The organism is Stenotrophomonas sp. G4 (genome assembly GCF_003428825.1).
Lineage (GTDB): Bacteria > Pseudomonadota > Gammaproteobacteria > Xanthomonadales > Xanthomonadaceae > Stenotrophomonas > Stenotrophomonas indicatrix.
The window spans coordinates 40,876-56,589 of sequence record NZ_CP031741.1 but is presented as its reverse complement, the minus strand read 5'-3'; the positions used below and the strand labels follow the sequence as shown (position 1 = coordinate 56,589).

General features: G+C 67.3%; 10 protein-coding genes. 3 read left to right on the top strand and 7 right to left on the bottom strand.

Translation table 11 applies throughout. From position 1 onward, the window contains the following. Positions 1 to 34 precede the first annotated feature (34 nt). Genes D0Y85_RS00215 through D0Y85_RS00195 form a run of 5 tightly spaced genes read right to left on the bottom strand, consistent with a single transcriptional unit; the run spans position 35 to position 5,326 of the window. Positions 35 to 1,624 carry a family 43 glycosylhydrolase gene (locus tag D0Y85_RS00215; RefSeq protein ID WP_117309138.1) on the bottom strand — a complete coding sequence of 530 codons (1,590 nt, stop codon included), beginning with the start codon at positions 1,622 to 1,624 and terminating at the stop codon, positions 35 to 37. Between the two features lie 17 nt (positions 1,625 to 1,641). Further along, positions 1,642 to 2,925: a TRAP transporter large permease gene (locus D0Y85_RS00210; protein ID WP_025875489.1), complete on the bottom strand. Its 1,284-nt coding sequence runs from the start codon at positions 2,923 to 2,925 to the stop codon at positions 1,642 to 1,644. A gap of 3 nt (positions 2,926 to 2,928) precedes the next feature. Continuing rightward, positions 2,929 to 3,462: a TRAP transporter small permease gene (locus D0Y85_RS00205; protein ID WP_117309137.1), complete on the bottom strand. Its 534-nt coding sequence runs from the start codon at positions 3,460 to 3,462 to the stop codon at positions 2,929 to 2,931. A 10-nt stretch (positions 3,463 to 3,472) separates the two neighbouring features. After that, the gene (locus D0Y85_RS00200) at positions 3,473 to 4,477 is read right to left on the bottom strand and encodes a TRAP transporter substrate-binding protein (protein ID WP_025875493.1); all 1,005 of its coding nucleotides are present in this window, start codon (positions 4,475 to 4,477) and stop codon (positions 3,473 to 3,475) included. 39 nt (positions 4,478 to 4,516) lie between these two features. Further along, positions 4,517 to 5,326, bottom strand: coding sequence for a 2-keto-4-pentenoate hydratase (locus D0Y85_RS00195; protein ID WP_162887713.1), 810 nt, complete (start codon positions 5,324 to 5,326; stop codon positions 4,517 to 4,519). A gap of 175 nt (positions 5,327 to 5,501) precedes the next feature. On the opposite strand from D0Y85_RS00195, the gene D0Y85_RS00190 reads away from it, so the two are divergent. The 3 genes from D0Y85_RS00190 to D0Y85_RS00180 all read left to right on the top strand — a co-directional run bounded on the left by D0Y85_RS00190 (position 5,502) and on the right by D0Y85_RS00180 (position 8,743). Further along, the gene (locus D0Y85_RS00190; protein WP_117309135.1) at positions 5,502 to 6,485 is read left to right on the top strand and encodes an alpha/beta hydrolase; all 984 of its coding nucleotides are present in this window, start codon (positions 5,502 to 5,504) and stop codon (positions 6,483 to 6,485) included. Positions 6,486 to 6,583: 98 nt separating this feature from the next. Next, positions 6,584 to 8,104, top strand: coding sequence for a carboxylesterase family protein (locus D0Y85_RS00185; protein ID WP_240329395.1), 1,521 nt, complete (start codon positions 6,584 to 6,586; stop codon positions 8,102 to 8,104). A 51-nt stretch (positions 8,105 to 8,155) separates the two neighbouring features. Beyond that, complete coding sequence (locus tag D0Y85_RS00180) at positions 8,156 to 8,743, top strand: cysteine dioxygenase family protein (protein WP_117309133.1); 588 nt, start codon at positions 8,156 to 8,158, stop codon at positions 8,741 to 8,743. Positions 8,744 to 8,840: 97 nt separating this feature from the next. Here the strand turns inward: D0Y85_RS00180 and D0Y85_RS00175 are convergent, their stop codons facing one another. Together D0Y85_RS00175 and D0Y85_RS00170 are read right to left on the bottom strand one after the other, a co-directional pair. Continuing rightward, complete coding sequence (locus D0Y85_RS00175) at positions 8,841 to 12,644, bottom strand: LamG-like jellyroll fold domain-containing protein (protein WP_117309132.1); 3,804 nt, start codon at positions 12,642 to 12,644, stop codon at positions 8,841 to 8,843. 136 nt (positions 12,645 to 12,780) lie between these two features. Beyond that, on the bottom strand, positions 12,781 to 15,543 hold the full coding sequence (locus D0Y85_RS00170; protein WP_117309131.1) for a TonB-dependent receptor: 2,763 nt from the start codon (positions 15,541 to 15,543) through the stop codon (positions 12,781 to 12,783). Positions 15,544 to 15,714: the final 171 nt, after the last annotated feature.

Below are 15,714 nucleotides of genomic sequence, written 5' to 3'. Positions count from 1 at the left end.
TGAACCCGATAAGCCTGGGGATTCCAGCGCGCGCTCAGTCCAGCGCGCGATAGCGGAAGCTGCGGAAGGTTACCGCACCGTTGCCGGCCGCATACAGGGCCGGTTTCAGTGCCAGGAACTTGCCGGCCACATTGTGATGGTAACCGGACACTTCCATCTGAACCGGATACTTCTGCCAGGTCTGGCCATCGGCACTGGAATGGATGGTGACGATGTGGCGGTTGTTGGTCACCCGCAGCCAGAGCCGGCCGCCCTTGGCGCTGGCCGCCAGCCGGGTGGGGCGCTCTTCGCCGTAGCGGTGCATGACGAACTGCTCGCCGTTGCTGCCCACGCCCACATACAGGCGGTCGCTGTAGAACAGCAGGGCACCGCCCACCGCGCCGGGGGCGATCTCCATCTGCACCTCGAACTGGTAGGCCGGATCCCCGGCAATGGTCGTCAGCGGCGAGGCATCGCGCGGCGTGCTGCCCTTGCCCTGCAGCACCAGGCCGTCGCCGCTGAAGCGCAGGCGCCGGTATTCATCCAGCGCCGGGTTGAAGAACGCCCACTGCGGGCCCAGCGTACGGCCGGTGAAAGCATCGGACAGGGCCATGCCGTGCGGTGCCAGCGCGCTGCCCGATGGCTTGCGCAGCGGCTGCCCGAGATCGCCGCCCTTGGCCACGAACCAGCCATCGGCGGTCCATTCGATGGGTTCCAGCAGCGCCTGCCGGCCCAGCGTCCAGAAGCCGTTCTCGTAGCCGTGGTACATCATCCACCAGCGGCCGTCGGTGCCTTCGATCACCGTGGCGTGGCCACGCGACCACCACGGTTCAGCGGCCGACCGGGTGCGCATGATCGGGTTGTTCGGCGCGTTCACCCACGGGCCGTGGATCGAGCGCGCGCGCGCGGTGATCACCATGTGCCCGGTCGGCGGGCCGGCGGTGCCGCCCACCGCAGTGGTCATGTAGTACCAGCCATCGCGGAAGTGGATCTTCGGGCCTTCCTGCGCGTAGGCCTCCACGTCCCAGCTTTCCGGGTAGCGCCAGCCGTCGTACACATGCTTGGGCGTACCCATCACGCTCAGGCCGTCATCGGCCAGCTGCACGTAGTCGCCGCCGCTGAGGAACAGGTAGCGCTTGCCGTCCTCGCCAACCGCGTGGCCGGGGTCGATGTAGCCGCCCAGGCCGATGTCGATCGGCGCACTCCACGGGCCCTTGATGTCATCGGCCCAGACCACGAAGTTGCTGCGGTGCTCACCGGTGCGCGCCGGGAAGTAGATGAAGTAGCGGCCCTGGTGCTTGACGATGTCCGGCGCCCAGATCGCACCTACGTTCTGCGTGATCGCATGGCCGAGCGGCTGCCAGTTGACCAGGTCGCGCGAGTGCCAGATCGGCAGGCCGGGGTAGGCGTCGAACGAAGACAGGGTGAGGTAGTAATCCTCGCCGTCCTTCAGCACCGACGGATCGGGCCTGTCACCGGCCAGCACCGGGTTGAGGAAGGTACCGTTGCCAAGGTCGCCCTGGCGCTGGTGCTCGATGCCGCGCTTCCACTGCGCGGGCGCGGGATCGGCAGCCAGGGCAGGCAGCGCGGCCAGCAGCAGGCCGAGCAGGGCGGTTGCAGCAGCGCGGTGCAGCGTCGGTGTCATGTGATTTCCTCCGCTCATCAGGCGCGCAGCGCGGCGGGCAGCCACAGCGACAGCGACGGGAAGAAGGTGACGATCAGCAGCACGCCCAGCGCGGCAAACCAGAACGGCCAGATCGTGCGCATGCTCTGGCCGACGCTGATCTTGCCGATGGCGGTACCGATGAACAGCACCGAGCCCACCGGCGGCGTGACCAGGCCGAGGCCACCGGTCAGCACCAGCACCAGGCCGAAGTGGATCGGATCGATGCCATAGGCCTTGGCCACCGGCAGGAAGATCGGCGTGCAGATCAGGATCATCGGTGCCAGGTCCATGAAGGTGCCCAGCAGCAGCAGCATCACCACGATCATCAGCAGCACCATGAACTGGCTGTGCGCGAACGACTGCAGGAAGTCCACCGCCGCCGCAGGCACCTGCAGGTAGGCCAGAAGCCAGCCGAACACCGCCGCGGTGGCGATCACGAACAGGATCACGCCGGTGCTGCGCGCGGCATGGATGACGGTGTCGAAGAACTCACGCCAGCGCAGCTGCCGGTACAGCACGGTGGTGACCAGCAGGGCGTAGACCACGGCGATGGCCGCGCTTTCCACCGCAGTGAAGATGCCGGCGCGGATACCCACGAAGATCAGCGCCACCAGACCCAGGCCGGGCAGGGCGGAGACGATACGCAGCAGCACCGCGCGCCAGCCCGGGAACACTTCCACGCCATAACCACGGCGACGCGCGACCACGTAGCCGGTGATCATCAACGCCAGGGTCATCAGCAGCGCCGGCACGATGCCGGCGGCGAACAGGTCGGCGATCGACAGGCCACCACCGGCGGCGGCCGAGAACAGGATCAGGTTGTGCGACGGCGGCACCAGCAGCGCCACCAGCGCAGCGGTGATGCTGACGTTGACCGCGAAATCGCGGTCGTAGCCGCGTTTGACCATCTGCGGAATCATCGTGCCGCCCACCGCCGACACATCGGCGATGGCCGAGCCGGATACACCGCCGAAGAACAGCGAGGACAGGATCGAGACCTGGCCCAGGCCGCCGCGCATGCGCCCGACCAGCGATGACGCCAGGGCGATCAGGCGTTCGGAGATGCCGCCGCGCATCATGATCTCGCCAGCGAAGATGAATAGTGGAATGGCGATCAGCGAGGCCGAACCGGTACCTGCGGAGATCTGCTGGACCAGCACGATGCTGGGAATGTCCAGGTAGAGCAGGGTGGCCAGCGCGGCGGCGGCCAGCGCGTAGGCCACCGGCACGCCCAACAGCAGCAGCGCGGCAAAAACAGAGAACAGGATGGTGATGCCCATGGATCAACGATCTCCTTCAGCGTCGTCGGCATCGGCTGCCGTGGCATGCAGCGCTTTCCACGCACGGTTCAGCGCGAACAACAGCATCAGCGCACCGCCCACGGCCAGCGGCAGGTAGTTGATGCTCTGCGGCAGGTTGGCGCCTGCGGTCTTGATGTCCATTCCATCGAGCAGCAGGTCGGCCGACCAGAACGCGATGAAGCCGCCCAGCACGGCCACCACCAGCTGGGTGAACACATCCACCACCCGGCGCAGGCCGGCGCCCATGTAGGCGTGCAGCAGGAAGAAGCCGAAGTGGCGATTGGTGTGCACGCCGCAGGCCGCGCCCAGGCTCATGGCGGTGGCCAGCAGCAGCAGGGTCACCGGCTCGGTCCAGCTGGGCGAATCGTTGATCACGTAGCGGGCGAACACCTGCCAGCCCTGCACCACCACCAGCCCCAGCAGCGCGGCCACGGCGACATGGATGGCGATGTCGGCGATGCGGTCCAGCAGGCGTTGGCCGGCGCCGGGTCCGGTGGAAATTGTCGTCTCGATCATGGCAGTGTCCTCAGGCGGCGGCACGGATGCGGGCGACCAGCGCAGCCAGCTCGGGTTGCTGCAGGTACTGCTGCAGCAGCGGCTGGGCGGCGGCGCGGAAGGCGGGCAGGTCCACCTCGTTGGCTTTCACGCCCGAGGCCAGCACCGCGCGGCGCGCAGCATCTTCGGACGCATCCCATTGCTCGCGCATCACCTTCACCGAGGCGCGCGCGGTCTCCAGCAGCAGCTGGCGGTCGGCCGGCTGCAGGCGCTCGAAACTGGCGCGCGACATCAACAGCACGTCCGGCGCATACGAGTGATCGCTCTGCGACCAGTAGTGCGCGGCCTCGAAGTGGCGGCTGGAGTGGAAGCTGCGCATGTTGTTCTCAGCGCCGTCGATCATGTGCGTCTCCATGCCGGAGAACGTATCGCCCAGCGACATCGGCGTCGGGTTGGCGCCGAGCAGGCGCATCAGCTGGATGAAGATGTCCGAGGACGCCACACGCAGTTTCAGCCCGTGCAGATCACCGGGCTGCACGATCGGATGCTTGGTGTTGTAGAAGCAGCGTGCGCCGGAATCATAGATGGCCAGGCCGACCAGGTCGCGGCTCTCGAAACCACGCAGGACCGCATCGGCAATGCCGCCATCCAGTGCGGCGCGCTGGTGCGCCACCGACTCGAACACGTACGGCAGGCACAGCGCCTGGGTGAGCGGGAAAGCGTTGTTCAACGCACCGGCATACACGCGGGTGATGTCGATGGCACCGAAACGGGCCATGTCGATCGCTTCCGATTCGCGACCGAGCTGGCCGGAATGGTATTGCCGCAGGCGCAGGCGACCGTTGCTTTCGCGCTGCAGGGTTTCGCCGATCCACTTCACCGCGGTCACGGTGGGATAGTCGGCCACGTGCACGTCGGTGGCCGTCAGCAGCTGGCCGCCGTCGATGGCATCGGCGGGCCCGCGGCCACAGGCCGCGAGCATAGGGGTGGCCAGCGCAGCAGCGCCGCCGGCCAGGAAATGTCGTCGTGTGATCATCTGCGCCCTCCCGCGCGTGTTCACCGGATCGTGCGGCGGTTACCCGGCCGGCACGGCCCTGCAGGCAATTTCGCCGAAGCCGGCAAACCGCACCAGCGCCGTCTGCCCCACGGTGATGTCATGGATGCCGGTGGCGTTGCCGGTGGCGATCAGGTCGCCCCGTCGCAACGGCCGGCCGCGCAGCGCCGAACGGGACAACGCGAACGCATACGCCGCGCGCAGGCCGCCGGGCAGCCGGGTGGCACCACCGGTGCCGACCACCTCGCCCTCGATCAGGGTTTCGGCGCGCAGGTCGGTTTCGTCGCGGGCGGTCCAATCGGCAATCTCCGGCCCCAGCACCAGGCCGTTGTTGTTGCCGAAGTCGGACACCACCACCCGCGGGCCGAGTTCGTTGATCGTCGCCAGCGGGCTGCTGGCCACTTCCACGCCGATGTACAGGCGCGCCGGCAGCGCTTCAGCCTGCTCGGGCGTCCAGTGCAGCTGTGCGGCAGGAGCGTCCTCCAACAGCTCCAGCACGTACTCCGCCTCGACCGCGCCGAAGCCGCCGACGAACACCGGAATGTCCACTGTTCCACCGGTAGCATTTTTCAGCTGACGCGAGAAAACCGGGCCCAGCAGGCGGTCGTCCCCGGACGCATCGCGGCGCTCGGCGGCGATGTAGCCGACCTTCCAGCCCACCACCTGGTCATCCCAGCTGGCAATGGCCAGATCCTGCACCTGGTAGGCAGCCACCAGGTCAGGCGGGACAAGGCCCGGGAAGCCGGGCAGGGCCTGGCCGCCGCGGCGCGCGGTGGTGAAAGCGTGGGCGATCGCGGCCGCATCGTCCGGCGCCGGCGTCTGCCCATGTATGCCGTGTTCGTTGCTCAAGAACGGTCTCCCTCTGGCGTTGTTGCACTGCCCATCGACAGCGTCTGCAGGAGGTGTATATGGTAAACCGGTGTCATCGTGCAAGCCGCAGCGCATCACGAGCGCTTGCCGGTGACCTCGGCCACTCTGTTGTCTCCCCGTTGGAGCCCTTTCCACCATGTGTTTTTCCCGTGTGCTGTTGTTGCTGTCAGGCCTGCTGCTGACCATCCCCGCATCCGCGGCCGATGTGCCGTTGCGCGCAGGCGAACACCTGGGCCGGGAGCTTGCCGGCGAGCAGCTGCCGCTGTGGCAGGCGGGGCAGGTCCCCGGTGAAACGGGCACGGCGCGGCCGGCGCGTGTGGTCGAGCGCAGCGATGATCCAGCCCACCCCGATCGCTTCATCGACCAGGTCGATGCGCCCTACCTGCTGGTGCACACGCCGGCCCGTGCCAACGGCCGCGCGCTGCTGGTGATTCCCGGTGGCGGCTACCAGCGCGTGGTGATCGACAAGGAGGACAGCGCGCTGGTGCCGGAGTGGGTGGACCGTGCCGGCTACACCCTGTTCGTGCTGCGCTACCGCCTGCCGCAGGCCGGCCGCGACCGCCAGGCGGCACTGGCCGACGCGCAGCGCGCACTGCGCGTGGTGCGCGACCAGGCCGCACGGCGCAGGCTGGATGCCGACAGCGTGTCGGTGATGGGCTTCTCCGCCGGCGGCCATGTGGCCGCACGGCTGGCCACCGGTTTCGATGCGCCGGTCTACCCGCCACGCGATGCCATCGATCGCCTCAGCGCGCGTCCTGCACGCGCGGTGCTGGTGTATCCGGTGATCGACATGGGCGCGCATGCACACAGCGGCTCACGCGGACGCCTGCTGGGCGAGCAACCCGATGCGGCGTTGGCCGCGCAGTATTCGATGCAGCAGCACGTACGCGCGGACATGCCGCCGACGCTGCTGATCCATGCCAACGACGATCGGGTGGTCAACGTGCACAACAGCGAGGTGATGGCGCAGGCACTGGCCAAGGCGGGTGTCGAACACGAGCTGCACCTGTTCGCCCATGGCGGCCATGGCTTCGGCATGCGCATGCCGCCTGATTCAACGCTGGCCGTGTGGCCGCTGCTGGCACAACGCTGGCTGCAGGCGACGGAGGCGGCACATTGAACCAGGGGGATGCCAACCTGCAGCGCCGCCGCTTCCTGCGCGACAGTGCACGCTGGGCGCTGGCCACGGCCACGCTCTTGGCACTTCCTGCGTCCGCGATGCCTGGGCCACGTGATGACACACAGGTGGTGGCACGCCTGCGTGGCGGCCGCGTGCGTGGCCAGCGCGAGCACGGCGTGCACGCGTTCCGTGGTCTGCGTTATGGCGCTGACACCTCCGCCTACCGTTTCCAGCCGCCACGGCGCGAGACGGGCTGGCGTGGTATCGCCGACGCCCTGGAATACGCCGCATCTGCGCCACAGAGCGGAGCGGACGGGCCGGGCAGCGAAGATTGCCTGTTCCTCAATGTCTGGACGCCGGCACTGGGCGACGGCGGCAAGCGGCCGATCCTGGTCTACATCCATGGCGGTGGCTTCAACAACGGCTCTGGCAGCGATCCGCTGTACGACGGCAGCGCGCTGTGCCGACGCGGCGACGTGGTGGTGGTCACCGTCAATCATCGCCTGAACACCTTCGGCTACCTGTACCTGGGCGCGCTCGGCGATCCGCGCTATGCGGCCTCCGGCAACGTCGGCCAGCTCGACCTGGTGCAGGCGCTGCAGTGGGTGCGCGAGCACGCGGCGGTGTTCGGCGGCGACGCCGGCAACATCACCGTGTTCGGGCAATCCGGTGGCGGCGCCAAGATCGCCACGCTGATGGCGATGCCCGCAGCGAAAGGCCTGTTCCAGCGCGCGTGGACGATGAGCGGGCAGCAGGTGACCGCCGCCGGTCCACGTGCGGCGGCGCAACGGGCTTCGATTGCGATGGAAACCGTGGCCGCGCGCGACCTGCAGGCGTTGCTGCGACTGCCGGCGACCGAGCTGCTGGCCGCCACCCGCGCACGCGATCCCTCGCGGGTGGAAAGCAGCGCGCTGTACTTCGGCCCGGTACTGGATGAGGTGGTGCTGCCGGTGCACCCGTTCTGGCCACAGGCACCGGCGCAGTCCGCGTCGATTCCGATGGTGATCGGCAACACCCGCGATGAGACGCGCGCGTTCCTTGGCAACGACCCGGCCAACTTCACGCTGACCTGGGAGGATCTGCCGGCGCAGCTGGAGAAGCAGCAGTTCGTCGATCTGCTGCCCTCGGTAGTGATCGCAGAATATCGACGCCTGTATCCGCACTACACGCCCTCAGAGGTGTTCTTCGCGGCCACCACCGCCGGCCGCTCGTGGCGTGGTGCGGTGGAGGAACTGGAAGCACGCGCTCGGCAGACAACCGGGGCCGCACCCACCTGGGCCTACCAGCTCGATTGGCCATCACCGGTGGAAGACGGACGCCTGCGTGCCTTCCATACGCTGGATATTCCGCTGGTGTTCGACAATGCCGGCCTGCCGGGCGCGCGTACCGGCGGTGGTGAAGACGCCCGGGCACTGGCAGCGACGATGAGCGATGCGCTGATCGCCTTTGCGCGTGCCGGCGATCCCAATCACGCGGGAATGTCGCAATGGGCTCCCTATGGCGTGCCACAACGGCAGACGATGGTGTTCGATCGGCACAGCCGCGTGGTTGACGATCCACGTGCCGGCGAGCGTGCGCTCTATGCAAGAGTGCCGTTCGTGCAGCGCGGCACGCAGTGATGACACCGCGGTGCAAACATTCTGTTAACCCGCCTCGGCTAGAGTCGGTTCATGGAAGCGATGTTCACGCCACCGCCGTTCACCGGCCGCGAGCGCTTGATTGCAGGGATTGATGCCGCCGTCTGCCTGGTCGATCCGCAGGCGATCACCCATGCGCTGCAGCGGGTGCTGCGTGAAGCCATCGTCGATCCGCTGATCGAGCTGCCGCCCTGCGTACGTCGCCCCGTGGATGGTCATTACGCGCGCCGTGAACTGTACCGAAGCGCCGCGCTGGGCTACAGCGTGATCGCGATGTGCTGGGGGCCGGGGCAGGGCACGCCACTGCACGACCACGATGCGATGTGGTGCGTGGAAGGCGTGTGGCAGGGCGAGCTGATCGTGACCCCGTACGCGCTGCTGGAACAGCGTGGCGAGCGTCACCGCTTCGCTGCGCAGGACACGCTGTACGGGCACCGTGGCAGCGCCGGCAGCCTGATTCCGCCGCACGAGTACCACACGCTGCGCAACGCCAGCGACGAGGACGTGGCAGTGTCCGTGCATGTCTACCAGGGCGTGATGGAGCGCAGCGCGGTGTTCGATCCGCTGGATGACGGCTGGTACCAGCGCCGGGTGAAGGTGATGGAGACCGAGGCGTCCTGATTGCGTTCCGCCGGGCATGGCCCGGCGCTATCTAGCAGGGCTTGTGGCCCAACCGATTCATCGGTACCGCCGGGCCATGCCCGGCGGAACGCGGAATTCATCGCGGCACATCCACCACATTGTTGAGCCGCGTGACTTCCTCTCCGCCATCGGCCAGCGCAACACGCACGCGCAGGCCGCCGCGTTCCCCTGCCGGCAACGGCAACGACACCACCGCCGTCTTCGGCAGCAGGTCGGTCGGTGCCGCCATCGCCGGCACCTCGGTACGTGCGATCTCGCGGCCCCGCGCATCTTCCAGTATCGCCACGCCCACACCGCTGGCCACATGCCCAAGGCCATGCACGGTCACGTGTACCTGGCGCCCGTCCACCCGCACATCGCCACGGCCCACGCCCAGGTCCGGACGCATTTCCACCGGCGTGCCCGCAGACACACGCTCGAATTCGAAGAGCTCGGTGCGCCCCGGCTGGAACTGCATCGGTACCGACGCACTCGTCTCCAGCTGCACCGTGCGCTCGCGCGGCCTACCGTCGATGCGGCCATCGCCATCGGCATCCACGCCACTGCGCACGCGCCAGGTCCCGCTGCCCACGTTCCAGCCGGTCATGTCGGCGGCGATCACGCGCGCGCCGAGGTTGTGGCTGGTGATCGTGAAGCGCTCACGCGAGGGCGCATGCACCAGCAGTGCCACCTGTTCCGCGGCGCCCTCACGATCGAAGCGCCAGCTGACGGTGTGCCCGGGCCAGCTCTGGTTGCGCTTCAGGGCGATGCCACCCAGCCGCGCACGCTGCAGGAACTCGCTCGGTGCTTCCACCCGGTCGGACCACCAATGGCCCTCGGTGTTCATGTACGCGCGTTGTGCCTTGGCCTGCAGGCCCTCGGCATGCAGCGCGTCGATGTACTTCCGGTCGCCGCTGGCCTGCCATGCCATCAGGCTGGCGAAACCGGTCTTTCCGGCATCGGCCTCGGCGGTCAGCAGCGGGTACCAGTCCTGCTGCCGGCCAAGTGCCTCTACATAGTTCTCGCCAAGGTTGGCCAGCGCGCCGGGGCCGCCGCGCTGCACGCGATAATCCAGTGCCTGCAGGTACTTCGCATCACCGGTCCAGCGCCATGCCGCCCAGAAGGTGTGCATCGTGTCACCGCTGCCGGAACCGTTGTTGAGTTCGCCGCCGCGGGTCGCACCCGTGGCCCAGTTGATCTCGTTGGGCAGGGTGAAGCGGCCCTTGTCGTCGGTGCCGGCGTGGGCCAGATAGCCATCGGCCAGGCCGATCACCAGCCGGCGCCCGGTCGGGTCGGCGTTGTACTGGCCCAGCAGGAATGCCGGGTGCAGCACCGGGAACGAGTACGGCTTCTGCCACTGCCAGTTGGGTTCGCGGTAGACCTTGTTGCCACCGAACCAGTTGCTGGAGAACAGCACATGGCCCTGCGGGTTGCGCAGGAGGACGCGCTCGTCGAACGCCTTCACCGTTTCCATCAGCCGTTCCAGGGTCAGCGGATCGCCCCAGTTGAGGTACAGCATCGCGCTGTTGGTGTTGATGCCTTCCTCGTAGGCATGCAGCTCGTCGGTCTCGATCGTGCTCAGGCCATTGCTGAACATGCCGTTGCGGTACACCGCGTCGGACAACGCGGTCAGCGAGGCATTCAGACGGTCCGGCTGCACGCCCATCAGGGCAAGGCCGGGCCACTGCTGGGTCAGGTCGGAATCATCGGAGATGCCACCACCGAAATCGCCGTAGGCCACCTGCCGCTGATCGATCCACCAGTCGACGAACTGCCGCACCTGCGCCAGGTCCTGCACCTGGTGGAAGGCCCACGCCGGTACGCCCTTGGGCACCTCCGGCGCGGTGTACGGCGGGCGGCCCTGGCTGTTGTAGCTGATGTAGTTCCAGTACAACCGGCCCAGTTCGTGGTCCGGGTCGACGCGCAGCAGATCGCTCAGGTCCGCGTAGACGCGCGCATACAGGCGCTGGCGCTTGGAGGTGGTGTGTTCCTCCACGAGGAAACCCCAGTTGTCGCGCACCTGGTTGAAGCGGTCGGCCACGTGCTCCTTGAGTGCGTCGGCGCGTGGCTTGAACACCAGCCGCACCTGCGCACCGTCCAGTGCCTTGGCGTCGAAGCCGGGCGCAGCCGAGGCGATGCTCAACCACAGGCTGTCGGCGGTGAGGATGCGGTCGCGCAGGTCCAGCCACAGCGTGCGCTTCTGCCCCGGCTGCACCGAGACCGATACATCGATCATGTCGCGCGCCGGCCAGATCGGATCCTTGATGCGGATGTTCAGCGGGATCAGGCCATCGTGCGTGGCCGGCAGGTCGAGCGCGGGAATATCGATGGCCACGCCATCCAGGCCGTCATGCATGTTCTCCCAGCTGTAGGCCCAGCTGCGGATCAACGGCTGGTTGGCCGGCGCATCGCCCACGCCGGAGGGAATCAGCACGTGCACGATGGGCTTGGGCTGCGTTGGCAACGAATCGGCCGGGCGCCGGCGCGAGCCCGCCCCCTTGGGCAGCGCCATCACCGTGCTGCGTTCAGCCGTCGGGTAGCGACCTTCGATGTAGCGGCGCAGTGTGTCCAGGTTGGTGTAGTCCGGCAGTGCCTGGCTGTCGATGACATAGGTCTGCTTGACCGTGCCGTCGGGCTCGGCACCTTCGCTCACGCCATACGCCCAGATCTCCTGGATCGGCGTTTCCTGTTCAACGTTGCTGAAGCGCAGCACGCCACCGGTCTGTGCCGGGATGTCGTCCACGCTGCGCACCACACCCTGCGGACGCGTGGCCAGCACCTGGGTGGCGTGCGCGGCGTCGCGGCCATGGGCCAGCGTGCCGAAGGCCGCGCCGCGGATCTCCACCCGGTTGACGGTCTCGCCGGCCGGCACGGTCAGGTCCAGATGCTGGCCGCTTTCCACATACGTGTTCCAGTCCGGCAACTGGAAGTAGTCGTTGCGGCCGGGCAGGCGCGAGCGGTTGTAGACACCGGGCCAGGTGGTCTCGGCGATGCCGTCGGTGGCCTTCCACATCCACGCCTTGAGGTCGCGGGCATCGTCGAATTCGATCTTGCGGATGCGCGTGCTGGCTGCGGTCAATGGCGGTGGCGGCGCGCCTTCCCAGCCGAAGCGATGGCGCCAGGCACGGTCATCGGCAGTGCTGGCAACGGCGCTTTCGGCGGCCTTGCCGCGCGCGAGCGCACTGACGGCCGCAGCATCGAGCATGCGGTCATACACGCGGATGTGCTGGAAATCGCTGCCACGCAGGAAGTTGTAGCGGCTCTGCACCTGGTAGGGCGCCATCACCCGCCCGGCCAGGCCGAGCTGGTCCAGCGCGGCATCGTAATCGCCGCTGGCCTGGACACGCGCCACCTCGCGGCCATCGACGAACAAGCGTACGCCCTGGTCTTCGTCCCAGGCGAAGGCCAGGTGCAGCCACTGGTCCGCACGTGGCGGCGTGTCCATGCGGAACGACACGCGCGTGCGGGCGAGGTTGGCATCGGTGACGAACGCATCGAAACCATGCCCGTTCCAGTCGATCCGCAGCCAGGCCATGTCCCAGCTGCTGTGGTCGGCATAGCCGACGCGGAAGATCACGAACGGCGCTTCGCCCACCGCGTAGCGCGCGCGCCAGTCGAAGGCGAGGGTGCCCCGCTGGGCGAGGATGTTGCCGGGTGCATCCCAGGCCAGCACGCCGTCGTCCTGCCACTGGATGGCCTTGCCGCGCGCTCCGTCGTCGACGATGTCGACCTTGTCGCGGAAGTTCGGCACCGCCTCACCCTGCGCCACCACGGCCTCAAGGCCTTTGCCGGCATCGACATGGAACAGCAGCGTGGGCGCATCGGCGGCGGCCATCGCGGGGCCGGCAGCCAGGGCCACCGCCAGCAACAGGCAGCGGGACAGGGTCGAGCGGTGCGGCATCAGGCGTTTCCTTTCAACGGGCGACGGCCGGCGAGGGCCGCCGGACCGTAGCAAGGCCACGCCGCGACGGCACCTTGCGGCGCAGCAGCGGTCGTGGCGAACGACGGCGTGCCGGGTGGCACGCCGTCGGCGTTGCTCAGAACTTGTAGCGCAGCCCCAGCAGGTACTGGCGGCCGGTCTCGGTGTACTGCAGCGGCAGGCGACCGGTCAGCGGCGAGTACACCCACTCATCGGACGCTTCGTTGGTCAGGTTGATGCCTTCCAGGCTCAGTTCCAGCTGGTCGCTGATCTTGTAGCGGATGGATGCATCGAACACCGTGGTACCAGTCATTCCGTGGTAGCCATCGAGGTTGAAGCCGGTTTCCTGGCCCGGTGCCTGGGTCAGGTAGTCATCGCGGTTGGTGGCCGAGATGCGCCCGGCGAACTTCTCGCCTTCATAGAACAGCGTGGCGTTCCACGACGACTTCGACAGGCCGGTCAGGTCGGTCTTCATCACCGGCTGCCCGGCCGCGTTGATGTACTGGATCTTCGATTCCACCCAGGTGTAGTTCAACTGCATGCCCAGGTTGGCCCACTTGCCCGGCAGGAAGGTGAAGGGCTGGGTGTAGTTGGCCTCCACGCCGTGCAGTTCGCCGCCCGGGGTGTTGACCGGCTTGCTGTAGGTGAAGTCATCGGTGGCCGAGGCGCCGGTGCCGACCAGCAGCGAAGCCGGCAGGCCGCTGTCACTGTACGGACGCACTTCGCGGGTGGTCTGTACGAAGCTCTCGATGTCCTTGTAGAACAGGCCGATGCCGGCCATTGCGCCCTCGGCGAAGTACCACTCGAAACCGAGGTCGACATTGGTTGCGCGGATCGGATCCAGCACCGGGTTGCCGCTGGAGATGGTGCGTGCACCACCGGCCACGGCCACCGTCGCGCCCGGGGTCAGGCTGCCCAGCCCCGGACGGCTCATCACCTTGGCCGCACCCAGCCGGATCAGGAAGTCCGGGGTGACTTCGGCCACCAGGTTGAACGAGGGCAGGGTGTCATCGTAGGTACGGCTGACCGTGGTTTCGACGGTGCCGTTGGCCAGCGTCGACTGCCCGGTGGACGACTGCTTGGTGCGCACGTAGCGCACACCAAAATTGCCCGACAACGGCAACGAGCCCAGTTCGGTGGAGAACTCGCCCATCAGGTAGGCGCCACGGTCCTTCTCTTCGACGCTGCGCACATTGTTGGCGCGCGGGGCGACGGCGAAGGTGCCGCTGTTGCTGTAGATGTCGAGCTGTTCGGCGATCGCATCCAGATCCGGCACGACCCAGTTCGACGGACTGCCGTTGATGCCCTTCAGTCCGGCCTGCTCGGTCAGGTTCACCGGCACGATCTTTGTGCCGCCGGCGAAGTTGGGCACGGCCAGTTCGCTGGCGCGGCGCAGTTCGACGGTCTTGAACGTGTAGTCCTTGGCCAGCACGCCGCCCTTCAGGCGGAAGCCCGGGCTGATGTTCCAGTTGAAGTCGATCTGGCCGGTGTCGAAGTCGTTGTCCACGTACTGCGGACGCAGGCGGATCTCGGCCAGTTCCCAGCCGTTGGGATTGGTCGGGTCGATGCCGTAGTTGAGGATCGGCGCACGGCTGTTGCCACGGTAGTCGTAGCTGTAACCGTCGACATCGTACTTGTCCATGATGACGGTGGTCTGCACCGGGTTCTCGTGCTTGGAGCGCGAGATGCCGATCTTGCCGGACAGGGTGAAGTCATCACCGAAGCGGTGCTGGCCGTTCAGCGCGATCTGCTTGAACTCGGTGCTCCACTCGTCGTGACGGTTCTCGGTGCGGATGTCGACGTTGTCGAATTCGCCGTAGAGCAGTGCGTTGTCGCGGATCTCGCCGTTCTTGACGATGGTGGTCGGCTTACCCGACAGGCGTGCGCTCGCATTGGCGCCACGGCTGAAGGAAATCGCCTCGATGTAGTGCTCGTCGCGCGTTGCGTCGATCTTCGAGTACAGCGCATCCAGCGAAATCTCGGTGGCGTCGTTCGGCTTCCACTGCAACGAACCGGTCACGCCCAGACGCTTCTGCTCATGCTCCATCTGCACGTAGCGCGGGAAGCGCGGATGGAACACATCGGCGCCACGCGCGGCGGCGAACGGCGAGGACGCGGCGAAGTTGCCGTTGCTCGGGCCGTTTGCCCAGCGACCAGTGTTGGAGCCTTCTTCCAGCGCCTGGCGCTCGGAGTAGGCCACCGACAGCAGCGCGCCGAAGGTGCCGTCGGCGAAGGTGTTGGAGACCAGCGCGGCGATGCGCGGGTCGGCCTTCTCGGCCATCGCGTTGTAGCTGCCCTGGCCACTGGCGGCGAAGGTGAAGCCGTCGTAGTCGAACGGGCGCGCGGTGCGCAGATCGACGGTGGCGCCCAGCGAGCCTTCCTCGACGTCGGCCGAGGCGGTCTTGCGCACCAGCAGCTGCGAGAACAGGTCCGAAGCGAATACGTTGAAGTCGAAGCCACGGCCGCGGTTGGTGCCGCCGCTCTGGTCACCGGCACCGACCGTGGTCAGCGCTTCCATGCCATTGATGCGTACGCGGGTGAATTCCGGGCCGAGGCCGCGCACCGAGATGTTGCGGCCTTCGCCGGCCTCGCGGGTGATGACCACGCCCGGGATGCGCTGCAGCGACTCGGCCAGGTTCAGGTCCGGGAACTTGCCGATGTCCTCGGCAACGATGGCATCGACCACGCCGGCTTCGCCGCGCTTGATGTCCAGCGCCTTCTCCACGCTGGCGCGGTAGCCGGTGACAGTGACCGTATCCAGGTCGGTGGCGTTCGGGTTGGCGCTCTGCTGCTGCGCGCCGGCGTTGCCTGCCAGGGCCAGTGCGACGGCCAACGCGAGCAAGGTAACCGGTGTCTTTTTTTCATGGTTCCGAGAATGCATGCCTTTCCCCTCTCCCAAAGGTCTGGTATCGCGGCTGTTTCAGCGGGATGACACCGCTGGTCAGGCCGGACGTTAACAGCACGTTCCCGATCCGGCATCTTGCACCGCAACAGATCTGAAATGTCTCCAAGACGCTTGCAGGACAATGCTTCCAACAGTTTGCTAGGCTTA